At 63.4% G+C, this 22,764-nt stretch carries 16 protein-coding genes; 5 read left to right on the top strand and 11 right to left on the bottom strand.

The features are described 5' to 3' along the window. Positions 1 to 197: 197 nt before the first annotated feature. From V5E97_RS10070 to V5E97_RS10090, 5 genes are all read right to left on the bottom strand, one after another. Positions 198 to 824 carry an NAD-dependent epimerase/dehydratase family protein gene (locus V5E97_RS10070; RefSeq protein WP_406699191.1) on the bottom strand — a complete coding sequence of 209 codons (627 nt, stop codon included), beginning with the start codon at positions 822 to 824 and terminating at the stop codon, positions 198 to 200. Then, positions 824 to 1,114: an NAD-dependent epimerase/dehydratase family protein gene (locus V5E97_RS10075; RefSeq protein ID WP_406699192.1), complete on the bottom strand. Its 291-nt coding sequence runs from the start codon at positions 1,112 to 1,114 to the stop codon at positions 824 to 826. Before V5E97_RS10075 ends, V5E97_RS10070 begins: the two co-directional genes overlap by 1 nt. 28 nt (positions 1,115 to 1,142) lie before the next feature. Continuing rightward, positions 1,143 to 2,192 (bottom strand): N-acetylmuramoyl-L-alanine amidase, encoded by a 1,050-nt coding sequence (locus V5E97_RS10080; protein WP_406699193.1) that lies wholly within the window; start codon positions 2,190 to 2,192, stop codon positions 1,143 to 1,145. A 155-nt stretch (positions 2,193 to 2,347) separates the two neighbouring features. Beyond that, a complete protein-coding gene (locus V5E97_RS10085) occupies positions 2,348 to 3,289 on the bottom strand; it encodes an SDR family oxidoreductase (protein WP_406699194.1) in 942 nt (313 codons plus the stop codon). 1 nt (position 3,290) lies between these two features. Continuing rightward, complete coding sequence (locus V5E97_RS10090; RefSeq protein ID WP_406699195.1) at positions 3,291 to 3,833, bottom strand: inorganic diphosphatase; 543 nt, start codon at positions 3,831 to 3,833, stop codon at positions 3,291 to 3,293. Between the two features lie 392 nt (positions 3,834 to 4,225). Here V5E97_RS10090 and V5E97_RS10095 point away from each other — a divergent pair, with 392 nt between their 5' ends. The 3 genes from V5E97_RS10095 to V5E97_RS10105 all read left to right on the top strand — a co-directional run bounded on the left by V5E97_RS10095 (position 4,226) and on the right by V5E97_RS10105 (position 7,939). Further along, positions 4,226 to 5,779 (top strand): hypothetical protein, encoded by a 1,554-nt coding sequence (locus V5E97_RS10095; protein WP_406699196.1) that lies wholly within the window; start codon positions 4,226 to 4,228, stop codon positions 5,777 to 5,779. Between the two features lie 352 nt (positions 5,780 to 6,131). Then, positions 6,132 to 6,932: a response regulator transcription factor gene (locus V5E97_RS10100; RefSeq protein ID WP_406699197.1), complete on the top strand. Its 801-nt coding sequence runs from the start codon at positions 6,132 to 6,134 to the stop codon at positions 6,930 to 6,932. After that, the gene (locus tag V5E97_RS10105) at positions 6,929 to 7,939 is read left to right on the top strand and encodes a sensor histidine kinase (RefSeq protein WP_406699198.1); all 1,011 of its coding nucleotides are present in this window, start codon (positions 6,929 to 6,931) and stop codon (positions 7,937 to 7,939) included. The genes V5E97_RS10100 and V5E97_RS10105 overlap by 4 nt, the downstream gene beginning before the upstream one ends. 30 nt (positions 7,940 to 7,969) lie before the next feature. Here V5E97_RS10105 and V5E97_RS10110 read toward each other — a convergent pair whose 3' ends face one another. After that, positions 7,970 to 9,181 carry a hypothetical protein gene (locus tag V5E97_RS10110; RefSeq protein WP_406699199.1) on the bottom strand — a complete coding sequence of 404 codons (1,212 nt, stop codon included), beginning with the start codon at positions 9,179 to 9,181 and terminating at the stop codon, positions 7,970 to 7,972. Positions 9,182 to 10,152: 971 nt separating this feature from the next. Here V5E97_RS10110 and V5E97_RS10115 point away from each other — a divergent pair. Next, positions 10,153 to 11,325: an NAD-dependent epimerase/dehydratase family protein gene (locus tag V5E97_RS10115; RefSeq protein ID WP_406699200.1), complete on the top strand. Its 1,173-nt coding sequence runs from the start codon at positions 10,153 to 10,155 to the stop codon at positions 11,323 to 11,325. Between the two features lie 60 nt (positions 11,326 to 11,385). On the opposite strand, the gene V5E97_RS10120 is transcribed toward V5E97_RS10115, so the two are convergent. Next, positions 11,386 to 12,381, bottom strand: a complete 996-nt coding sequence (locus V5E97_RS10120; RefSeq protein WP_406699201.1) for a hypothetical protein — start codon at positions 12,379 to 12,381, stop codon at positions 11,386 to 11,388. A gap of 428 nt (positions 12,382 to 12,809) precedes the next feature. Here V5E97_RS10120 and V5E97_RS10125 point away from each other — a divergent pair, with 428 nt between their 5' ends. Continuing rightward, positions 12,810 to 13,301, top strand: a complete 492-nt coding sequence (locus V5E97_RS10125; RefSeq protein WP_406699202.1) for an LURP-one-related/scramblase family protein — start codon at positions 12,810 to 12,812, stop codon at positions 13,299 to 13,301. 70 nt (positions 13,302 to 13,371) lie between these two features. Here V5E97_RS10125 and V5E97_RS10130 read toward each other — a convergent pair whose 3' ends face one another. The 4 genes from V5E97_RS10130 to V5E97_RS10145 form a co-directional block, all read right to left on the bottom strand. Beyond that, positions 13,372 to 14,631: a DUF1501 domain-containing protein gene (locus V5E97_RS10130; protein ID WP_406699203.1), complete on the bottom strand. Its 1,260-nt coding sequence runs from the start codon at positions 14,629 to 14,631 to the stop codon at positions 13,372 to 13,374. 76 nt (positions 14,632 to 14,707) lie between these two features. Beyond that, positions 14,708 to 16,087 (bottom strand): DUF1800 domain-containing protein, encoded by a 1,380-nt coding sequence (locus V5E97_RS10135; RefSeq protein WP_406699204.1) that lies wholly within the window; start codon positions 16,085 to 16,087, stop codon positions 14,708 to 14,710. 104 nt (positions 16,088 to 16,191) lie between these two features. Further along, complete coding sequence (locus V5E97_RS10140; RefSeq protein ID WP_406699205.1) at positions 16,192 to 19,083, bottom strand: sigma-70 family RNA polymerase sigma factor; 2,892 nt, start codon at positions 19,081 to 19,083, stop codon at positions 16,192 to 16,194. A 621-nt stretch (positions 19,084 to 19,704) separates the two neighbouring features. Beyond that, positions 19,705 to 22,608: a sigma-70 family RNA polymerase sigma factor gene (locus V5E97_RS10145; RefSeq protein WP_406699206.1), complete on the bottom strand. Its 2,904-nt coding sequence runs from the start codon at positions 22,606 to 22,608 to the stop codon at positions 19,705 to 19,707. Positions 22,609 to 22,764 lie beyond the last annotated feature (156 nt).

A 22,764-nucleotide genomic window follows, 5' to 3' on the forward strand; every position in this document is an offset into this window, starting at 1 on the left:
CGCGCGACCAACCTTCCTCGACAGAAGTCCCCGCGTCGACAATCGACCTCAATGGGGCCTTTATCGATACCCATCGATGTCGCTGTCGGTTTCGGCCATTCTCCCGAACCGTTGCAGTTTCTGAGGAGACTTCAACTCTGCGGAGACTCGATGCTTTTCGACATTGGTGAGGGGACTCTCGGGAATCGATCCTGGCTTCAACCCTGAGTCGAGGAGGTTGCCACGAGCATCTCGTCGATGGTTTGCTCCAGGAGGGGGCGGCCGCCGAACTGCATGCCGAGGGCTTGCAGCTTGGTCGTGACGATCTGGTTTTTGGGGGCCGAGGGCGTGCCGAGAATCGCGCCCCGGGCTCCCGATCGCTCCTGGGCGATCGTGGCCACTTCATGTTCGGAAACGTAGCGGTCGCAGCAGTTGAACGACTGGCCGGAGATGGCCTTGGTCTCGGCCGTCAGCAGGACGGCGACAGCACAGGCGACGTCGGCGGCGTGGACTTCCTTTCCGCCGCGGCGGCATTCAACCTTCTCACCTCGCGCCACGGCGGAGACCAGATCGAACCACTTGCTCTTGCGGGGAGGGTGTGCCAGGCCGTAGATGCCGGTCGGGCGGAGTGCGCAGATCGGGTAGCCCTGGCCCATGCCGTAGCTATGGACGAAGGCTTCGAGGGCCGCCTTGTGGGCTCCGTAGTGGCTGGCCGGCCAAAGTGGATGGGCCTCGTCAAGCGGCCGGTCGCCGAGGATGGTGTCGTAGACCGCACAGGTCGAGATGAAGATGAACCGCTTGACCCCGGCCGCTCGCGCGGCCTCGATCAAGCGGAGCGTCCCCATCACATTCGTCTCCACGAACGGGATGAGGTCCCCTCGCCCCCCATGAAGCCGCCTGAGGGATGGTAGAGTGCGGAGTGAACCACGGCATCGCAGCCTTCGACCAGAGCATGCGCGGCGTGATCTTCACCGAGTTCGCCCGGTACCCAAGTGAGCGAATCCTGGAAAATCTCCAGCCCCTCCTGCTGGCTCGAGGGGCGGTGCCAGCAGCGGAGCTGATGCCCCGCTCTGGCCAGGTTCGCAACGAGATAACGGCCGAGGAACCCCGTGGCTCCGGTCACACCGATCCGCATTGGTCGATCCTTTCACTTCGCCATCAGGTCACTTCGTCATCAGCGCCCGGGCGCCGTCGATGACTTTGTCCCACTGGAAGGCGGGACCTGGGTCGGTCTTGTTGGTCTGGACGTGATAGTGCCCCACGATCCCTTGGAAGAGGTCGTACTTGTCGTTGGGGAGCGTCTTTGTGAGAAGCGCTCCGGCTTCGTCACGCGGGTAATCGCACTTGATCTTGGGGAAGACGGTGCAGAGGGTGGCGGTCAATTTGGTCAGGGAGTCGTACTGCTCGGGGGTCAGGTCATATTGCTGAAGCTTTTGCCCGTGGATCGTCCCGACGACCGGCTCGGGGCGGCTCGGTCGGGGCACCCACGTGGGATCCGTTGCCCGCTTGCGTACCGCGTTCAACTCGGTTTCAGGCAGGATGATCTGGACCTGGCCGTCAGCGTCGCGGCGATACCAGCGGTTGAACGTGTCGGTGCCGCCAAGTGGGTAGGCTCCCATGTTGGCGATCTCGATCCCGATGGAGCGGCCGTTGGCCTTGGTTGCGTGCCAGGCCCCTTCCTTCAGGTCGAGGGTCTGGTAAATCGTGCCGTCGAGGTCGAGCATGAACTGGACGCTCAGGCCTCGGCTGTCATGGAGGACCTGGAAGCAGCGCCGGCTTGTCCCTGCGACGTCGTAGTGGATCACGAACTGATCGACGACGTTCTGAAGCGAGGTCAAGTCCCAGCCACCTCCGCGCACCTGTTCGTTCTGCTCCGGCGTGAGCGGCACCTTGCGCACCCCGAACCCGATGGTCACCTCGTTCCGTTCCTGGACCTTGGCTTTCTCCCGGACATCCGCGATTGGCCCGAACCGACGCTCGACGCGATAGGCGTCGTATCCACCTGGATCGGTCCACAGGACGACTGGCGCGGTGGTGTGGAAGAGTTGGCCGCAGACGACGATCTCATCGCCCCGGCGTGGCAGCTTCTCGCCTACCTTGGGTTCGTCGGCAGGGGCCGAAGCGCCGAACCCGAGCAACAGGAGCAGGCCTGCTCCGAGGAGGGCTCGACGGTCGATCGCCGCATCACGAATGCGCAACAGAACATGGGTCATGGTGTTCGTCATCTTGATGGATTAAGGAAAACAGAAGGTCAGGATTCGACCGGGAGGCCGCTCATTGCTTCGCCACGACGGGGAGGAAGTTCGTGGGCGTCATCTCTTAAATCAATCATGGCGAACCCACCTCAAAAAGGCCAGCCCTTCCACGCTCATGTTGCGGTGAGTGGTCGGACCCATCCACCAGGCTCGTCGAGCTTGAGCTGGAAGTCGAGGAGGCATTCGGACAAGGGGCGCATCAGCCCGGGAAGCCAGGCGTCAAGCCGAGGGGTAAGTAGCCCGCTGTTCAAGGGACGGGGTGCCCCTTGGCCGAGTTCGGCGGTCGTCTTGGCCTGGATCAGTTGCGAATTCAGCCCGAAGGCTTCGGCCAGGCTCCTGGCGAATGTGACCCGGTCGATGAGATCGGGGCCGGCGACGTGGATGAGACCCGACCGCCCCTGTTCAATCAATCTGACAATCGCTTGCGCGACGTCGGGACCGTAGCTCGGGGTCGAGACCTGGTCCGAAGGGCAGGGGAGGGCACGCCCTTCGCGCAACGTCTTGGCGAGTTGGTAGGCGAAATTCTTCCCTTGTCGTTCGGGGCCATAGACCCAAGTGGTTCGCGCGATCAAGAGGAGATCGCCCAGTGTTTCGGCCAGGACCTGCTCGGCTTCAAGCTTGGCCTGCCCGTAGATGGAAAGCGGGCGAGGTTCAGCCGATTCGGCATACGGACCGTTGTGGCCGTCGAAGACGTAATCGGTGGAGAAGTAGACGAAGCGAGCCCCCACTTCGGCGGCCGCTCGGGCCAGGTTCAGAGGCTGCTCGACGTTCGCAGCCCGCGCTTTTCCTGGGTCTCGTTCGCAGCCGTCGACCCAGGTGAACCCGGCCGGATAGAAGACCACGTCGGCTTTTTGGTCGCGCACCCAGGCAGCCGAGGCTGCCTGGTTTGCGGCGTCGAGCGGGACCAAGCCGGGAAAAGCTGTCGTGGCGAAGGTTCCCCACGCGTCGTGATTTCGCTCGGCGAGCACGCGGAGGAGCCAGCCGCCCAACTGTCCCGAACCGCCGATCACGACCGCGCGCATCCGGACGGCGGCGGCCGTCGATCGGTGGCTCATTTCAATTGAACCCCTTGCGGCGGATCGTGCTGTAGCGCTGAAGCGACTCTTCGATGATCGGCAAGGCGAGGTCGGCCGACTGGATCTCGTCGACTGCGACGTCCTTGCCCTCGAGTTGCTTGTAGTCCTGGAAGAAGCGACGAAGCATGGTGAGCCGGTGGGGAGGAAGATCCAGAGCGTCGTGGAAGCTATTGAATTCCGGGTCACCCACCGCGACGGCGAGGATTTTGTGGTCGCGTTTGCCGCAGTCGATCATGGTCATCAGACCGATTGCCCGCGCGGTGACCAGCGTCATCGGCGCCACGGCCTCCTGGCAGAGGACCAGAACGTCGAGAGGGTCCTCGTCTTCCGCGTAGGTCTGGGGGATAAACCCGTAATTGGCTGGATAATAGACGGCCGAATAGAGCACCCGGTCGAGCCGAAGCAGGCCCGTGCGCTTATCCAACTCGTACTTGACGCTCGATCCCATCGGGATCTCGACGAGCGCATTGAACTCCTTGGGCAGGTGTTCGCCCGGAGTGACGTCGTGCCAGGGATGAAGCATGAGACCCTAATCGTTTCGAGGTAATACCGTCGCGACCCAAACTCCAAGACCTCCCATCATACCAGACCGCCGACGCATCGGCCAACGATCGGTCTTGCCACTGGACCGCTGGACCGCTGCCACTTTTTTTGGAATGGGTACCCGTGTTGGAAGCAGCCTCAGCCGTGAGTCATGAGTCTTGTCACCGTCCGTAGGTCGCCGATCGTCGACGTGCGACTCTTCCTGAATTAACGATTCTTTACAGGATGAGACCTCGAAAATGCCAATCTACTATCGCCATGAGGCTGCCTCAACGAGCAAACACCGGGTGCCCAGCGAGGGACCTGGGGCGAACCTGGAAGGATGCCAGCGCCCCTTGGGGTTTTCTTGTCCGAAATTCGAGGAATCCGAAAATGGAATCGATGCTGCGTCGCCTGCTCGCCACCTGGATCAAGAGCCAGGAACTCGCCCCCCGTCGCTCGCCCACCGCGGCCGTGCGCTGCGAGTCGCTTGAGGGTCGTCAACTTCTCTCAACGACCGGCCTGCTCCGGGGACACATGGGGATGCCGTCCTCCCCAACCACCCAGCGTGGGCAGTTTTTCACAAGGGGCACGATGGGCGGGCAAAATACCGGAGGATTCGGGAGCGGAGCGGCCGTATCCTCCGTTTCCACGCAAGCCGGGCCGTTTGCGAATATTCGGGGGCATGGCAACGCGATGGGTGGCGGAGCGGGACGTGGCGGGGTCGCCGTGAGGTATGGACAGGTGGCTCGTGCGAGATTGCAGAATCAACCCGCCACTCCAGGCCTCAACGCCGTCGTTGACACGAATACCACGACCGTTCCATCCGAGGCGCCGGAGACGCTCACCATGCCGGCCCAGGGCGACCCGGCCAACGGATCCCCGACGACGACCCAGCCCGATCAGGGGGCTCCGACGATGAGTGGTGGTTCCTTTAGTGTGATGCCGAGTGGGCCGCTCGGGGGCTGGTTCGGTGGCAGAGCTGAAAACAGAGAGTTGGTGAGCTTCAACGGGGCGCTCGGCCAGCAGGCTGACGGGCCTGGAACCCAGGCTGGCAACCTTAGCATCAGGGCAGAGCCCAGCGAGGAGTTGCAGAGCCATTTCGAGAAGCTCCAGACCGATCTTCAGGCGATCCAGGACAAGTCGGAAGTGACGCCGAAGCTGCTGGCCGCCGTCCGCAACGACTTCGAGGCGATCCAGGAGGCGTCCACGACCGATCCCGACCAGGAGTCGGTGAAAGCGTTGGCCGCCACGGTTGAGTCGATCGGCAGCCAAATTCCCACCGACGTTCAGCAGGCTCAACTCGTGGCTGACTTCACCGCGGTTCTCAAGAGCCAGGGCATCACCGACCAGACGCTGATCGATACGGCTGTTGCCGATATCCAGGCCGTGGTCGCGGCCTCGCACGTCACGGCTGACGACCTGGCGACCATCGCAGCCGATCGGGAGGCCATCGAGAATGAAATCAACTCCAATGCCGAAGCGATGCCTTCCGTGTCGCTGACGACGGGCGACGCAGTCGGTAGCTTGATGAGCGGGTTGACCGGAGGATTCGAATCTGGAATCCCGATGGCTGTTCCATTTGCCGGTGGTGCGCCGGGCGGCCCGTTTAGTGCTTTCCCGATCGACTTTGCCTCGGCTGGCGGTGTCATGATGGATGGCGGTGGCCAGTTCAATGGCTTGCCGATCACCGTTTCGCCTATCGGTGGCGGGATGCACGGCCCGATTAGCGTCTCGCAAGGGGCCGTCAACATGGCTGGCGGCGGCCAGTTCGGTTCGTTTAGCGTTTCCTCTGCCAGCGGCGTCGAAGCGAGTGGCCAGTTCAGCGGAGCTCCGGTCGTCACCTCGTATACGGTCGGTGGGATGGGCGGCCAGTCAGCCCAGTTCAGTGGTTCGCCCTACGGTGGCGGGATGGGCGGCCGGTTCGGAGGCCGAAGAGGCCGCTGAGACAGGGAACTTTGATCCCAGTCGGGGCTCAATCTTCACGCCTGGCAGCTTCCACCTCTTGAGCGTGGCAAACCCCTTGAGAGGGCGTCGAGGAGAGGCCGAGGGACGTCAACTCCTCGGCCCAGTACTCGACGCTCCTTTTTCTTGGGGGGGGACGGATTGGATTGAGCGTCGCCGCGAGGTTGGTCGTGAACGGCTCTGATTTTACGAATCTTAATGATTGGGAGGGGTTGTGGTTGTCTATAATCGCGGCGAGGCGTATGGGGACGGGACCGCTTTGCGCAGGACGCGCCGAGACTGAAGACGAGCGAATCTCCGACGTGGCGGTGGTGGGGGCGGGAGTTCAGTTCCGATGAATGCACAGGAATCGTTCCCGCTGCTTCAGGGCGCTCAAACGATGATAATGCCGGGAGACGACGCGGCTCCGGTGAAGTCTGCGGCGGGGTCGGTCTCCATTTTGCTCATCGACGACGACGTCGAGTTATGTGGCTTAATGCAGAAATTCTTTGCGCGGCATGGGATGAGCGTTGAGATCGTTCATAACAGCCATCGTGGCCTGGCGCGAGCCTTGACGGGTGCTCACGACCTGGTCTTGCTCGACGTCATGATGCCGAATCTCGACGGGTTCGAGTTGCTCGGCCAGGTACGGCATCGGAGCCAGATCCCGGTGATCATGCTGACGGCGCGGACCGCCCAGGCCGACCGGATTCTCGGCCTCAACGCCGGCGCCGACGATTATTTGCCCAAGCCCTTCGGTCCGGAAGAATTGCTCGCCCGGATCCGCGCTGTGCTTCGACGGATGGACAACACCCGGCACAGCGAGGTCGAATCGCTCGTGGTCGGTCCAATCCGGCTGATTCCCGGGGCTCGCGAAGTCCACTGTGAGGGGCGGGTCGTCGGTCTGACTTCGATTGAGTTCGATGTCCTGGAACAGCTTGTGCGTTTGGCGGGGCGGGTGCTTTCACGCGACGCGCTGACGACCGCCCTCCACCAGCGTCGGGCCACGCCGTTCGATCGCTCCATTGACGTCCATATCAGTCACATCCGGAAGAAATTGAAGCGTCACGGCGACCGGATCCGGACCGTCCGAGGTATCGGCTACCTCTTCTGCTCGGAGGCGGAAGGGGACGGGGAAGGCGAAGTCGAACGATGAACTCGCTGTTCGGCAAGATCTTCCTCTGGTTCCTGGGAACGAGCCTGGTGTCGGTCGTCGCATTCAAGGCGACCTCGTCGTTCTTCCTGCCTTCGCAGGAGGCGCCTGCGTTCCTGCCGATCTATCTCTGGACCCTGTTGGGAACCGCGGTTCTCGGCTACCTCGTGGCGATCAACCTGGTCAGGCCGTTGCGAAGTCTGAGACGCACGGTGGAGCAGTTCGGCCGGGGTGATCTGACGGCCCGCACCGGTTCGCTTCGAAAGGATGAGATCGGGGGGCTGTCGCGGGCTTTCGACCGGATGGCCGAACGGATCGAGACGTTGCTGACCGCCGAGCGCCGGCTCTTGCAAGATGTGTCTCACGAGCTCCGTTCTCCCCTGGCGCGGCTCCGGTTCGCCGTGGAGTTGGCACGAACCGACGGCGATCGTGAAGAGGCTCTGACGCATATCGCCAAGGACGTGGAACGACTGGCCAACCTGGTCGACGAACTCCTTCAGTTAACTCGCGCCGAGGGAGACCCTTCGTCACAAGACCTCCATGTCATCTCTTTGAGCGAACTCCTGCGATCGTTGGTTGCGGATTGCGTACTGGAGGCCGAGGCCCGACATCGCCGCCTGATCTTGAACGTCGAGGGGGCTGCGTTTCTCCTCGGAGAGCGGGAACTGATCCGACGCGCCGTCGAGAACGTGCTTCGCAACGCGATCCACTACGCTCCGGAGGGAACGACCGTCGAGGTCGTCATGACGCTCGTGGCCGAGGTGGCCACGATCACCGTGCGCGACCGCGGACCGGGAATCCCGGACGAATGGTTGGATCAGATCTTCAAACCGTTCTTTCGCGTGGATGATGACCGGGCCCGGACCAGCGGCGGCGTTGGATTAGGGCTGTCGATCGCCCAACGCGCCATCAACCTGCATCGAGGAAAGGTCGTGGCGAGAAATGCAAACCCCGGCCTGATCGTCACGATCGAGTTGCCTCATGCCAAGGCGCATCCGGACGAGACCTGATCTCTCCGCTCTTGGGCCTGGGCGTTCGAATCATGACTTCTTGAGGCAACCTGGGTTGCTCTTCAAAAAACCGAGCCGTGAGAAACGACGGTGGTGAATCGCTCGGGCGGGGGACGCCACGGAAAGCTTGGCACGCGCCGGCTCGGACTTTCTCCCCGACGACCCGGGGTGCCCAGCGAGAGCGGCAACGACCGAGTACCGCTCGACAGCATCGTTGGGCCTCGCGTCGCTCAGGACGGAATCGATCCAGCCGCCGTCGGCCGAGAATGCCGGCTGGTTGGCGATCCGCGGCCCGGGCAACTCCACGCTGCTGGCCTCGTCGACGGACGGATTCCCGGTCGCCGCGTCGATTGTCATCGTCCCCAACCGCAAATGGAGGCTGCGATCCTCGTCCCGACGGGCAAGGTAGGCCAGTGCCAGACCACCGTCAGGCGTGGCTGCGACGTTGGCGAATCGCTCCTCGATGATCGAGTCGGTCGGCCCTGATGCGATCAGGCGTCCCAGGTCTTCGATTCTCGTCCCGGCGCTGTCGAGCTTGAGCCACCAGAGCTGCGTCCTCGTCCGGCCCTCCTGATTCTGACGCACCTCGTGGAACGAGACCGAGACGATGACTTTGCCTCCCAGTCTCGGGTCGGTCGGCCAGGTTGGTTCCCAGAGCAGGCGACGATAGGCCCAGGGAGGGGGATTTCGCCAGACCAAGGGGACCGGCTTCACCATGTCACCGTCGTAAGACCCCTCGGTCGCCGTCGGCGGATCGTCGAAGGAATAGCTGTAGAGCTGACCGTCCCATCCCGAGAAAAGGACCTTCGCCGACAAGCCTGGAGCCCAGCAGGGAGAGCCTGCCGGAATGTTGTCGAGGGCAACCCGATCGAGAACTTCACCTCCTGGGATCGCAAGCCGCGCCAGTCCCATCTCGTCAACCTGGTTCCCCTCGAAACGTTTCCAGAGGCCTACAACATGGGATCGCCCTTGGTTGTCTTGCCAAGGGGAGCAGGTGGCGTAGTCGATGCGTTCCGCTTCGTTGAGCTTGATCCGCTCGGTCACGCCAGTCTCGACGTTCAGCAGGCGGAATTCGTTGTCGACCTTCGGGAATGAGGAGACGCAGATTGGCCGATAGCGGGGAAACGCGGCCTGGCGCCGATCGGACGGCTCGGGATTGTATCGCCCCAGCAGGATGGCCGCTCCCGTCAAAATGACCAACGTCGTCAGGCCCAGTCGAATCACCGATCGCAGCATACGCATTGCCATCTCCCGCGGGAGAACATTACCAAGGGCATCAATCAAAGGGACAGAAAGCTTTTCATGGGGAAGCCTCGTCGGAAATGCCGATGGGGACTACCTGCGCCGATGGTCGAGAATCGCTTTGTTATGATTTCGAGGGGACAATTTCTCGGGTGGTTCGGCAAGGTGTCGAACGAGAGGACTTACCTTGCTTTCCGTCATCAATGAGCGTCATTGCGTTTGTAACCGTCCCCGGAAAGTCGCCAATGGGATCGGACACAGGCCAGCCGATCCCTGTTTTTTTGCGATCAAGCGGAAATCCCTGCCGACTGAATTTGCTGGGTGGCGTCGATTTCGCGGTCGCAGACGCCACCAGATGGCAGTTGGGTGTTTTAGACGGGTGTTCCTCTTGTCCCTCGCCAAAGAACGCGTTAGCCTTCCCGAATCACGATCATATTTCGAGCCTGGTTTCTCGTGTCGATCCTTGCTTATCGCCTCGGTCGGTGCGTATTCTTCCCCTTGATTCGACGGAGAAATAAGGATCAGAAGTCCGCTGCAGCACCTATTTATTACGTTGACCCAGCATCAGGCGATGTCGCACAGGGAGCGTGCTTCCCTTGATGCGCATCGGATCAATGCCGGACCGAACCGCTTCGTTCGAAGCCAACTCGATCAGGCTCGCCGGTGGCGTCGCGGTCCGCTGGCCTGGATTGCTCCGGGGTGGCGGAGTTACTTGAATGTGGTGATCGATCAGTTAGAGAAAGAGCTTGCAACTCGCGGCCAATCCTAGAGGCCGAAAGGTTTGCTTGCGTGTTGGTATCCGCACGTTTTCCGAGGTTGCGGGAGGCGGACGGTGTGGTGACCACGGATCGAGAACTTGACGGCTGGATGATCGAATCGGCGTCCCTTTTGCTTGTGTTTTTGATCGCCTCGGTCTTCTAGAAAACCGACTGAGGTTCATTCAAGTGGCCACATGATGAGGAGTCGGGGCGATGGACCGACGTCCCGATGTCGTCGAGGCGAGTCAGCCCGCGGTTTCCGACTCGACCACTACGGTCTCCGACATTCGGAGTCGATCCGACGGAGCCTCGCCTCCGAATTTGAGAGGGAAGCGGATCGTTCTCGTGACGGGGGCCGGCGGTTTTGTGGGCGGGCATGTTGCACGAACCTTGGCGGCTGCCGGCTACCAAGTTCGCGGTCTTGTTAGGCGCATGCCACGTGTTGATCCCGCGGATCCTCCGGTCGAGTGGGTGTTTGGCGACCTACGCGACCCCGAGGCCCGCGCGCGAGCCGTTGAGGGAGCCTGGGGGGTTGCACACTGCGGAGGCTGGGTCAGCCTGGTCTCGGACCGCAACGGCGAAGCCTGGGCGGTCAATGTGGAGGCAACCCGTGGGCTTCTGGCCGACTGCACCGTGGCGAGGGTGGAGCGGTTTGTCTACACGTCGACCCTCCAGACGCTTGCCGCTGGCCGCGCGGAATGCCCTGCCGACGAGGAGACTCCATGGAACCTCGACCGGGTCCGTTCGCCTTATGTGGATTCGAAACGCGAAGCCGAGCGGGAGGTTCTGGCCGGACACGGAGGTCGGCTCTCAACCCTCGTGCTTTGTCCGGGCATGGTGATCGGGCCGAGGGATTCACGACCGACCTCGACCAGGCTCCTGATCGAAATGGCCAAGACCCCGGTGGCTTTTCTGCCGGCCGGGGGAATCCCTGTGATTGACGCCCATGTACTGGCCGTGGCCCACCAACGGGCGCTGGAATCGCAAGAGTCGGGGCGACGGTTTGCCGTGGTCGGCCCTTACTTGAGCTATCGCGAGCAGGCGGAACTCGTCGCGCGGCTCACGGGTCGGCCACGCTGGTTCGTCTCGATTGCCGATGGTTGGGAACGTCCGCTTTCGGGATTCGCTGGTTGCGTTGATCGACTCATGCGGGGCCGAGGGATCACCCTCTCCGCGGCCGTCGTGGCCGGGGGATTTCTCCGGTTCTACGTCAAAGGAGATCGTGCTGACGCAGCGTTCAACCTGCGCCATCCGCCGCCCCTTCAGTCGATCTATGACGCCCTTGCCGACTTCAAGCAGTCGGGCCGGGCCCCGTGGCTCGAGTTCAAGCCGGACGCGAAGAGTCTGGCACTCGATCACGAACCGGTGTCGGTCGTCGAACGCTAACAGATCCGTCTTGTTCTTCCACGCCCGGGAGAGTCAGGTTTTCCGGTGGTTTGCCCAGCCTCAGCGGCCGCTTTGCTGGTCACGGAAGCGAGTGTGGCACTCCGCGCAGCGGCGCTGTATCCGAATCAGTGACGCGTCTGCTTCTTGCTTGTTGGAGGCGGAAGGGGTTGCCAGGACTCCTTGAATCACCACCTCCAAGTGGGCGGCGTCTCGATCGGCCGCAGTCATCAGCCGAGCGAACTCCGCCCCTCTTTCCTTGGTCTCCTTGTGGCGTGCCGCTTCACGAAAGTGCTCGGCCAGAAGCGTTGATTCGTGGACCGGGTCCAGTTCAGGCTGGCCAGGGGGCGAGTGGAACCCAGACTTCTGGGCGGCAGTGAGCCTGTCCCAACATTCATCGATTCGGACCATGGCTTCGACAAGGCCAGGCACCTCGGCGTGCTCGGGCAGGTCCTCACGGCCGACTTGTTCGAGTTCCTGGGGCGAAGGAGTGACGAATTGATCCACCGTGGCGTATAAGCCTTTGTACTTCGGGTCTGTGCCCGCTTGTTCGAGCCAGGCACGAGCGTGGCCCCGGTCCCATCCCTCGGTCGCCATGACGCAGAGGGCCGCGGCGGTGGGGCCCCTGTGCTTGCCGTGGTGGCAGTGGACGAACAGTGGACCAGGCAACTTCTGGGCTGTTTTGACCAGCCGTACGACCTGTTCTTGAGTGATTCCATCATAGCCGACCGGGAGGTGAACGTATCGCAGCCCGAGTCGTCGAGCCTGTTCCACATCGGGCCGGGCGCCGTCGACGCTGAGGATCGTTTTGACGCCGAGCCGCTTCAGCGACTCGAATCCCTGCCGGCCCTCGGGCTGAGCACCGCTGTAGAGCTCTGGGCCGAGCCGAAAGTGATTCTCGATCCCGGGCACATCGACTCGTTGCGCCAGGGGTGGCATTGTTCCAGCCGTTCGGCCTTTGGAGCCATCATGCGGTGCCCCGCCACGGGGGGCGTCCGACCCGAGTCCGACGAGGAGGATCGCCAGGAGAGGGTGGATGCGAAGAATTCCCCGAATCATCAAGCTGTTCCCCTCTGCTCTGGTATGCAACGACATCCCCACGACGGCCTGATCACCCGCTCAAAGGAGTGGACTTTACGAAGCTGGAAGCGTTTCGAGTGGTCTTGGGCTGGCAAAATCGAATCTGCTTCCCCAGCATACTTGTCCCGGCACCCTCGGCAAAGTCGGCCCGGGAACCCGGTGGCGAGGATCCCGACTCTCCCTCCTCGAGTGGTTCGAGTGTTTTAGATCAGTTTTTTTTCCGTAAGTGGGCACGGCCCGTCATTTTTATCTCCTGGCTAGAACGGCGGTTAAGATGATGGTTTTGCCCGCCCTGCGGCGATCGTTGGACCCACGATCACGGCGCAGCCGATCGCGCTGAAACAGGGGAAAGCGGGTTCGGCGACGCGGAATTGCCTTGTTGAAACAAGTCCTTGGGAGAATGGGCGATGCGTTATGTGATGCGACAGAAATTATTCTCGTGGGGCGATGACTTTATCATTCGTGATAGCGACGGAAATGACCTCTTTTACGTGGATGGTAAGGCATTCACCATTCGGGAGACGCTGTCGTTCCAGGACAGGGATGGCAACGACCTGGCCTTGATTCAGCAGCGGCTGTTGGCGTGGGGGCCGACCTACGAGATCCATAGCCAGGGACAACTCCGAGCGGTCGTCAAGAAGGCAATTATGACCCTGTTCGAATGCAAGTTCTCCATCGACGTTCCGGGCCCCGACGACCTGGAGGCCAAAGGGGATTTCCTCGATCATGAGTACACGTTTTCTCGGGGAGGCCAGCCGGTGGCCACCGTTTCCAAAGCATGGTTGTCCCTGACGGATACCTACGGCGTCGAGGTTTTGGATGAGGAGGACGACATCCTGATCCTGGCCGCGACGGTCGTGATCGACCTGGCCTGCCACAGCGATGGGAAGCGGACCTGATCTCATCGTCGTCCAGAGAGGAGGCTTGTACGCTTTTGCTGATGCCGTTGCGTGAGCGGCCACTGCGAGATTAGCCGCCACGCAGCACCGGCAATGGCGCAAAGGCCGTTCCGAGGATGTCGCGGTGGGGGACTTCCAGCCACTGGTCGAGTACGGTTGCGTAGATCCGGCGGAAGTCGACGACATGGATCGGATCGCCGTCCTCGAGGCGGGTGAGGTCGGGGTAGGGGCCGTGCAGGCCGGCTTCGACCTGCTCGCCGAGGAGGAAGACAGGGGCAGCGGTGCCGTGATCGGTCCCGCCGCTGTCGTTCTCGTTCAGCCGCCGACCGAACTCGGAGAAGACGAGCACCACCACCCGTTCGGATTCGCCGGCTTTTTTGAGGTCGTCGAGGAAGGCCCCGAGTGACGCTCCCAGCTCACGCATGAGGTCTGCGTGCCGCGGGAGTTGACCACTGTGCGTGTCGAAGCCGTCGAGGTGGGTGTAGTAGATCGCGGTCGTGAGGTCGGCCTTGATCAACTGGGCAATCCACTGGAGTCGCTGGGCCAGGTAGAACTCGGGATAGGCGGCCTTGGCGGTGGGTTGGTCCTGTTGGATTCGTTCGAGGCGGGCGCTACTGGCGTAGGTGATCAGGCTGCATCGCTCGACGAACTGGAGGGGCGAGCCCGGCTCGCCACGAGCTTGCCGGGCCAGGCGATCGAGGGCTTCGATTTGTGAGGCGGCCTCAGTCCCCTCGGTCATGCCCAGTCGGCGGCGGAACTGCTCGAGCCTGGCGATCGACGGGACCACCTGCCGACCGCCCGAAAGCGCCCTGGGCAGAGGGAAGGCCTCGTGGAGATGCAGTCCCGCCGCGTCACCGTCCTGGCCGGTGCGTCGGTCGAGTGCGCGGGCCAGCCAGCCGGGCGTAGACTTGTCCATGTCGGTCTTGGCGGTCTGCCAGATCGCCATGCTCTCAAAGTGCGACCGGTTCGGGTTGGGGTATCCCACGCCTTGCACGATCGCCAGTCGATCTTGCTCGAGGAGCCGCGAGAACGGCTCGAGCATTGGGTGCAGTCCCACCTGATCGTCGACCTTCCTCACCTCGTCGGCGGGGATGGCGAGCTTTGGCCGCCGCTTGCGGTACTCGTCGTCGCGATACGGCACCACGGTGTTCAGGCCGTCGTTGCCGCCGTCGAGCTGGACCACGACCAGGATTCGGCCCTTCGCGGCCGGCCGATCGTTGGCCAGGGCGTTCGCGGAGCGTGCCAGGAACAGCGGAACTGTCGGGCCGCAGGCCAAGAGCGCGGACGAGCCCAGGCCCAGGCGAAGCATCTCGCGGCGAGTCGGGTGCATTGAGGTCTCCTTGCTCAGTACTGAGATGATTGGATCAGGGGACTGAGAATGGTCGTCGACCAGCAGGTGCCATGACTCAAGCGAGCTGGTACTCAGGGCAGTTGGTGAGGCGTTGAAGCCCTTTACGGAGTCCGTCAGCGGTGCCGTCGCGGCCGGCGTCGAGCACGAGCCGTCGTGCCTCGTCGCTGACATCACCTTGGAGCAGGAGATCCAGGAATGCCCCGATGGTAAGGTCAGCGGGGAGCATGGCGCGGGCGGCCCACACCCGCGGATCGAAGGGGGGCAAGCCGTACTCAGCGCGGCCCCAGACGACGTCGGCGGCCCAGTTGGTCCGTTCCAGGAGAGTACCGCTGTTGATCCAGGTCGAGCCGCCGACCCAGCCCTCGACGTTGGGCGGGGCGAATAGCTCCTGGCCCTGCGCGTCACAGGCTGCCGAGAGCGCCAACGGGTTGATCGCCGCTCGCGGTACCTCGAGCGTTCGGATCAGACCGGCGCTGAACTCCACGGGCGATTTGATCCGCTGGCGATATGAGGCGCGGGAGTAGAAGTGCCGTGAGCGGAGGATGATTCCGACAATCGGTCCGATGTCGAACTGGTTTCGCTTCACGACTTCGGCCAGTGGCTCGATGAGATCGGGGCCCGGCACGTCGAACTCGCTGACCAGGAACCGGTAGAGCTTTCTCGCCAGAAAAAGCGACGCTTCGGGCCGTTCAAGCGTGATCCGGACGATGTCCGACGGTCCCCAGCGCCCGTTGAGGCCGAGAAACGTCTTGGGGCCATCGTCGATCTGCGCGGGCTCCCGGACGAACACCGGTGTTTCTTGGAAGCCGCCCCGAGAATCCTGGCGGACCCAGCCGGTGAAGGCCCGAGCGGCCTCGCGGACGTCACGCTCGGAATAATGCCCGGCGCCCAGGGTGAACAGTTCGAGGAACTCGCGGGCGAAGTTCTCGTTGGGCTTGTTCTTTTTGCTCGTCCCTCCGTCGAGCCAGACCAGCATCGCGGGGTCGTCAGCCATCGCCTCCAGGAACGCGGCGAACCCGCCCAGGGCGTGCGTACGCAGCGTCTCGTTCTGCCGGTCCATGAGTGAGACCGACTCGACCTTTTTGTGGCTGGTCGCAAAATGGCCGTGCCAGAACAGGGTCAACTTTTCGCGGAGCGGGTCGGTCCCCTGGAGGATTCGGTTGAGCCAGCAGACCTTGAGCAGGTCGAGGTTGGCCGAGGTCTGCGCTGTCTGACGCAAAGCGGCGATCGCCTCGTTTTCCCCAGGGGGCAGGGGGGATGCCTGGAAGAACCGGTTGACGCTGGCCTCCGATCCGGCCTCTACGTCCCGGAGTAATTCCGCGCGAGTCGCGCCAAAGCCGGCGCGGCGGTGCAGGTGGGCGACTTTGCGGAGATCCCACGGGTCGTCGGCACTAGGTTCGTATCGAGCCCACGGGGAAGCGTTTGTCGATTTCATCAAGGCACACCTCGCGTGGTAGGAGCATCCTGCGTTGGCGATGTACACGGCTACGGTCGTCGGTACGATCTCGTCCTATCCCGCCGGCGACTTGGCCTGTCCGGCTACTTCGGTTTCTCGATCACGATGTCGCCCAGTTCGATGGCCTCGCCGGTCCGGGCAACGAATTCCTCGCGAAGATGGAGACCGATGGTGTCGTCCTGGGAGCGGTCGTAGACCCGATAGGTCGCGCCCGGGATCAGGGCGGGGAGCGTGATGCGGCCGTTGGCATCGGCGATCACGCCATCGGCGTAGTGGGCCGGGTCAATCCGGTAGAGGAAATCCTGATCGGCCGCCGGACGGCCCTTGTCTGCCGCGTCGCGGCTCAACAGGGACGGGCCGGGGGTGACGACCATCGAGACGAGATACGGGTCGCGATATCCTGCGAGTGGCTTTCCGGTGGAGTCGACGAGCCGCCCTTTAGCCGTGCCGCAGGGCTCGAGCCGGACGGTCGGCGGCCCATTGGCCGCAGCGTTGCCCGAGAGGTAGGCTGTCGCCCCGAGCTCCCGCTTCGGCTCGAGGAAATAGACGGGGATCTCGCCGTTGGGAGCCAGCCCATGGAACGCGCACTGTCCATTGCGGACATTGCCGTGAAATTCCCCCCACCAATGTCGCCATGCTGATGGCTGCGGGAGCGTTATGGCCCTGCTGAACACATGGGCTTCTTTGACGAGCTGTCCGTCCGGGTCGATAACTCGAGCCTTCAGGGGCATACCGCGGTGGAGCGCGATGTCGACTGCCTGGGTGTCATTGCCGGATTTCAGGTCACAGTCGATGAAGGCGTGAGCGTACCAGCGTCGTCCGCCCGGCTGGCCCTCTCGGATGATCCGTTCGCTCGACTCCTGGAGCACGTAGTCCTCGCTGGGGCCCAGAACGACAATTGTGCCCGCCTTGGGTAAGACCGCGAGCTGGTACGAGCCGTCCGGGCCCGATTGCACGCCGCTGTTCCAGGCGCCGGCCTCTCCCCCCCGGGCCGGCCGCTCGACAAATCCGAGCAAGGCCCCGGCGATGGGTTTGCCCGTGCCCGCCTCAGTGACCTTGCCGTGGATCGATCTTCCCCGGCTCAACGCCACGTCAATCTGATGCTTGAGGGCCCCCTTCTTCCATGGGAAGATCCCCGTTCCGAAGTTCAGATAGGGTTGGCCTTCCGGGGAGTAAACCGCGAGATAGTACCTCTCGGTGGATTGAGGATTGGCGCGGAACCGGCCCTCGGCGTCGGTTTCGAATCGGGATGAGTAGCCCGGACCTCCCCGATAGGCCAGGATCGCGACCACCGCATGAGGAACGGGCCTGCCGGTATCGGCATATGTGACAACGCCGGTGAAGATCTTGGCCGGCTCCATGGCCATGGTCACCTTCTTCGACTCGGTCCGGCTGTCGGTATCGACCACGATCCGCTGCTGAGCGAACCGCGAGTCTTCGGCCACGAGGAGGACGCGAAGATCCTGGCCAATGCCGTGGATGGTATAGCGACCCTCGGCGTCGCTGATCGCCGGGCGTGGCCAGGCCGGTGGGGTTTTCGCATACGCCCCACCCCAGAAAATGGGACCATCGAGATCTTCGGGAAGGGGCTCCGTGCCCTGGCGAGCGTGGCCCATGCCTTCAACCGAAACTCGGACGCCTTGCACCGGCTGACCTTGCAGGTCGAACAACCGCCCCTGGATCACTTGCTCCGGTCGGAGTGTGATGTCGGCGGCGGGTTGATCGGCATCGTGGTCCAGGTCGAGCCAGCCGACACCATAGCCGGGCGCGATGGCCGCGGCGTAGACATGATGATGGGTCGAAGAAGAGATTCGGGGCGCGTCGAGGCTGAAGAGGCCCGAGCCATCGCTCGCCGCCTGGCCGATCGCCGACGGTGCCATGGCCCCGGGCCGGTCGGTCCTCCCGCCTTGTTTGGTCTCCCCATAGACCATCACCAACGCGCCCGGGACCTGCTTGCCCTGCGGGTCCAAGACCCGTCCGACGACTGTCATTCGACCCGGGGCTGGTCGTTGGATGATGGGATCCGACTTTGCCGAGACCGGCGAAGGCGGGGGACTTTCGGATTCATCTCCCTTGGCCGTTGAGCGGATGACATAGCCGGCGCCGGTGGCGACGGCCGACACAAAGAGCAGGGAGAGCACCGTGAGCCTGAGCTTTTGGAATAGCATGGTCCGGAGGACCTCCTGGGCCAGGAGCGTCGCCGAGGCGGAGATTGCACCGCTTGCGGCGTGGCGGGCCGCGAACGCTGTTGCGGCTCGGGTTGTGGTATCGCACAGGAGGGGTGAGATGGACGCCGAGGCGGACTGGGGGGCTAGAAATGCACCCAAGGCTGCGACAGGGAGGGACACGCCGCGTCGCGCTAGGCCGCGACCGAGTTTGTCACGTGCCCGGGCCAGTCGGCTGCGGAGGGTGCCGGCAGGGCAGCGGAGCCGTCTGGCGGCCTCGTCAAGGGTGAGGCCCTCGAAGTAACAGAGCACCAACGGCAGTCGGAAGACGCGCGGGAGGCGATCGATTTCGCCGTGGATCGCCTCGGCCTGCTCGCGGTCGATCGCCGGCTGGTCAGCCGGGGTGGATGAGCCCGGACCGGAAACCTTCATGGTATCACCCTCCTCCCGCTTGCGCCGGTGGACGATCTGCTGCTTGGCGCATCGCGCCGTCCGGAGTGCGACCCCGTATAGCCAGTTACCCAGCAAGTCGGGGTCGCGGATTGACCGGGCTTTCTGGGCCAGGACGAGGAACACGGCCTGGAAGGCATCCTCGGCATGTTGAGCGTCGCCGAGGAGTTGGCGGCAGACGCCCAGCACCATCGGCCCGTGTCGCTCCACCAACGCGGCGAAGGCGGCCTCACCGGCCGGGTTGCGCCCGCCGGTAATGTATCGCTCCAGGAGTTGGCGGTCGGACAACCCGGCGACGGAGCCCGCCTCGAAGAGCGACTCGAGTTGCCGGACCACGGACCCGGTTGCCGTATGTGCCATGGCCGATCGCTCTCTCGTTTGCTGATGTCGTTCAAGTCGGTGCGTCCGCACCCGACGTCCATTCATCCCCACGCAAAGTTACTGTGAGAATGCCGGTGGAATTATCCCGAGATTTGTCAGGAATATTCGCAATGCCATTTTGAGAAGGGACTTACGTTTAGCGGATTGTGAAGCTTTATCGAACAAGCCATGCGGTTGTGAGCGATTCACTGTAGGTGTCGAATCCATCCCGTCAGGTGGACACGGCCTACCATTCCGATCACCTTACCCAAAAGGAGGTCAGGATGGTGGGCCGGTGAAACTTCTTGTATTAGGTTGTGATTGTGTTAATGAATTTCTGTGTGTTGGCGGCCAGAATCCGATTTTTCCCGTAGGGTGGGCACGGCTCACCATTTCTATCTCTTTGCCAAGGCAGAAGTTAAGATGGTAGGCCGTGCCCACCCTACGGGAATTGTTAGGCCGACGAGAATGCCATGGCCGCTCGCGTTGACGTAGGGCGAAACGGGTTCGGCGAAGCTTTACAGCGGGTTTAGGGGGCCGGTTTTGTAGTAAGGCCCTCGAGACGCCTCCTCGCCATTTTCCCTGGGAGCCGGATTCCAGGGGGAACCCGGCGAACGCCTCTCAAGACTCCGGGAGTTCGACCAGGATATCGCCAAGGTCAGCGGTCTCGCCCGACTTGACGGTGAAGTCTTTGCGGATCTGGGCCCCCTTCTCCAGAACGTTCCTGGTCGAGACGTCGCTGATCCGGTACGGTGCGCCGGGGATCAGGGCGGGCAGGATGACGCGGCCCTGGGTGTCGGTAACTAAGCCCTTGCCGTAGTGCTTGGGGTCGACATTGGACAGGTACGCCGCGTCGGCCTGCAACCGCTCGCCCCTGTCCACGAAGAATTCTTGACTTGCGCCGGGAGTCATCAAGAACTGGACGTTCAACCCGATGTCGCGCTTGGCGAGCGGTTTGCCGTTGGGCCCGACGAACCGCGCCTTGGCCTGGCCGCAGGGCTGAAGACGCACCGTCACATCTTCGCCCGTCTGCTTGCCCGAAAGCTCGGCGGTTGCACCCCAGCCGTGTTGGGCGTCGAGGAAGTAGGTCGGGACTGCTTTCTCGGGTTCGAGACCATGCAGTTCGAAGCGGCCGCCGCGTGCGTGAACGAAGTCATGGTCCTGCCACGTAAGGTTGAGGGGATCGAGCGGTTGTCGGGCGAGCATCACTGCGTCCTCGATCGCTTTCCCCTCCGGGCCAAGCAGTCTGCCTCGGAGTGTCTTGCCCGGCCGGAGCGTGGCGGTGAGCTCTTTCGGCTTGTCGCCAGCCTTGGTCTCGTAAGCGATGACGTCGTGGGCGTAGAACCGCCTGCCGCCGCGCTGGCCGCTCCCGAACAGCGTTCCGCCTCCGATCTCCTTGGGGAGATAGTCAAGGGTTGGCGCCAGGACCATCAGGTGTCCCTTGCCGGGCGGGACGGTGACGTTGAATGAGCCGTCATCCTTGCTGGTCACGATCGCCTCGAAGCCGTTGACGACGTCCCCGGATGGATTCGTCGGGAAGAATTGGACACTGGCCCCGGCCACCGGCCGGCTGGTCCCCACCTCGGCCACCTTGCCCCGGATCAAGACGCCGCGAGGCAGTGTGATGTCGACCGTCTTTTTCACCGCCCCTTTGGTCCACTCCAATTCGTGTTCTCGGCCCAGGTAAGGCTGGCCTTCGGGGGGGAAGGCACGCATGCGGAAGTAGTTGCCTGCATAGGGGTTGATATTGAAGTGGCCGTGGTCGTCCGCGTGGTACTTGGTCGTGACCATTGCGCCGAACTGGTCGGCGCTCGCTCGCACGGAGATCACGGCGTTGGGGATGGGTTGGCCGGTGTCGGCGGCCAGGGCACGCCCCTCAATAATCTTCACGGGATGGAGGGCCAGGGAAACCTCTTTCGTGGCGTCTCGATCGCCGGCCATGAAGTCGAATCTCTGCTGGGCAAAGCGGGGGTCGCGGACGGACAAGGAGACGGAGAGATCGCGACCGATGCCGGCGAAGAGGAACCGGCCCTGAGAGTCGGTCTTGACGGCCGAAGGCATGGCGCGTAGCGCCACGAACACGTCGGACCAGGTGTAACCGGGGCCGGAGTCAAGGCTGTCGAAATTCTTCCCCTCAGTCGCAGGAGACTCGTTGTAGACCCCGTTGAGCCGGACCTCGACCCCGGCGGCGGGCTGACCGTTGACGTCGACCAGCCGGCCGCGAATGATTTGCTCGGGCCGGAGCCGGAATTCCGCCGCGGGGTGTTCGGCATCGGGATCGAGTTTCACACTGCCGAAGCCGGAACGCGGGCTGGTACCCGCCAGGGCATAGACCTCATGGAACCGCGCCGAGGAGACGCGGGAGGCCTCAACGCGAAACTGGCCGTCGCCGTCGGTCGTGCCCTGACCGAGCAGGATATATGGGTTTTTCTGTACGTCGATTCCCGACTCCGGCGAGCGGGATCGACCGATGATGCTGATCTGTGCGTTCGCCGCCGGCTTACCCTGCGGGTCCAACACGCGGCCGGTCACCGTCATCCGGCCCGCATTGGGGACCTTGGCCGAGTTCGGCGGTGCGGCGCTCGCCGCCGGCCTCGCTGGCGCCTTCACGGGTTCATCGCCAACGGCTAGCCCGTGGTTGAGCAGCAAGCCGGCTCCGGTGGCGACGGCCGCCACGAGCAGCAAGGAGAGCGCGGTGAGTCTGAGCTTGTGGAGCAGCATGGTACGGAGGACCTCCTGGGCCAGGGTCGTCGCCGAGGCGGAGCGGGCCCCGCTTGCGGCGTGACGGGCCACGAACGCGGTCGCGGCCAGGGTCGTGGTGTTGCACAGGAGGGGTGAGACGGACGCCGAGGCGGACCGGGGGGCCAGCGCCGAGATCAGCGCGGGACCCGAGAACGCGACGCCGCGCCGTGACAGGCCGCGGCGGAGCTTTTCCCTGGCACGGGCCAGCCGACTGCGGAGCGTGCCGACAGGCCATCGCAACCGATGCGCTGCCTCGTCCAACGTGAGACGCTCGAAGTAACAGAGCACGACCGCCGAGCGGAAGACGTCTGGCAATCGGTTGATCTCGCGATGCAGGACCTCGGTTTGCTCACGCTCGAGCATCGACTGATCGGCCGGTGCTTCGGTCGACTCTGTCGCGGAACGGGCGGACCGTTCCTCTTCGGTTCTGCGTCGGCGAGCGAGTTGCCCACGGGCCTTTCGGGCCGTGCGGATCGCAACGCCGTAGAGCCAGTTGCCCAGCAACTCGGGTTCGCGGAGCGATCGGGCCTTGCGGGCCAGCACCAGGAAGACCGCCTGGAAGGCGTCCTCTGCATGATGGCGATCGCCGAGGAACTGGCGGCAGACGCCCAGCACCATTGGTCCGTGTCGGGCAACGAGCGCGGCGAAGGCGGCCTCGCCTGCGTCGTCGCGGCGGGCGACGAACCGCTCGAGGAGTTGACGGTCGGAAAGCCCGGCGGCCGACCCACCGTCGAAGAGCGCGCCGAGCTGTCGGATCAGCGATGGCGATGCCGCGCGAGCCATGCCGTGGGACCCTTCTGGTGCACAGATCCAGTCAATGCTCAGGATGGCCCAGGAGCCCGATGCGCCCGGCGTCCTCTCATCCCCTCAAGTCTGTGCTGCCTGGCTGGCGTTCATGTTATCCCAGGTTGTCCCAGAATCTTCGTCGGAATTGCGGAA

This window comes from Singulisphaera photorubra, from assembly GCF_045290345.1.
In the GTDB taxonomy this organism is placed as follows: Bacteria; Planctomycetota; Planctomycetia; order Isosphaerales; family Isosphaeraceae; genus Singulisphaera.

Coding starts and splice junctions, on each gene's coding strand:
- V5E97_RS10145 (WP_406699206.1), bottom strand. CDS start 22,608: ATGGCTCGCGCGGCATCGCCATCGCTGATCCGACAGCTCGGCGCGCTC.
- V5E97_RS10085 (WP_406699194.1), bottom strand. CDS start 3,289: ATGAGCCACCGATCGACGGCCGCCGCCGTCCGGATGCGCGCGGTCGTG.
- V5E97_RS10115 (WP_406699200.1), top strand. CDS start 10,153: ATGGACCGACGTCCCGATGTCGTCGAGGCGAGTCAGCCCGCGGTTTCC.
- V5E97_RS10130 (WP_406699203.1), bottom strand. CDS start 14,631: ATGCACCCGACTCGCCGCGAGATGCTTCGCCTGGGCCTGGGCTCGTCC.
- V5E97_RS10090 (WP_406699195.1), bottom strand. CDS start 3,833: ATGCTTCATCCCTGGCACGACGTCACTCCGGGCGAACACCTGCCCAAG.
- V5E97_RS10075 (WP_406699192.1), bottom strand. CDS start 1,114: ATGCGGATCGGTGTGACCGGAGCCACGGGGTTCCTCGGCCGTTATCTC.
- V5E97_RS10100 (WP_406699197.1), top strand. CDS start 6,132: ATGAATGCACAGGAATCGTTCCCGCTGCTTCAGGGCGCTCAAACGATG.
- V5E97_RS10110 (WP_406699199.1), bottom strand. CDS start 9,181: ATGCGTATGCTGCGATCGGTGATTCGACTGGGCCTGACGACGTTGGTC.
- V5E97_RS10095 (WP_406699196.1), top strand. CDS start 4,226: ATGGAATCGATGCTGCGTCGCCTGCTCGCCACCTGGATCAAGAGCCAG.
- V5E97_RS10070 (WP_406699191.1), bottom strand. CDS start 824: ATGGGGACGCTCCGCTTGATCGAGGCCGCGCGAGCGGCCGGGGTCAAG.
- V5E97_RS10135 (WP_406699204.1), bottom strand. CDS start 16,087: ATGAAATCGACAAACGCTTCCCCGTGGGCTCGATACGAACCTAGTGCC.
- V5E97_RS10120 (WP_406699201.1), bottom strand. CDS start 12,381: ATGATTCGGGGAATTCTTCGCATCCACCCTCTCCTGGCGATCCTCCTC.
- V5E97_RS10140 (WP_406699205.1), bottom strand. CDS start 19,083: ATGGCACATACGGCAACCGGGTCCGTGGTCCGGCAACTCGAGTCGCTC.
- V5E97_RS10105 (WP_406699198.1), top strand. CDS start 6,929: ATGAACTCGCTGTTCGGCAAGATCTTCCTCTGGTTCCTGGGAACGAGC.
- V5E97_RS10125 (WP_406699202.1), top strand. CDS start 12,810: ATGCGTTATGTGATGCGACAGAAATTATTCTCGTGGGGCGATGACTTT.
- V5E97_RS10080 (WP_406699193.1), bottom strand. CDS start 2,192: ATGACCCATGTTCTGTTGCGCATTCGTGATGCGGCGATCGACCGTCGA.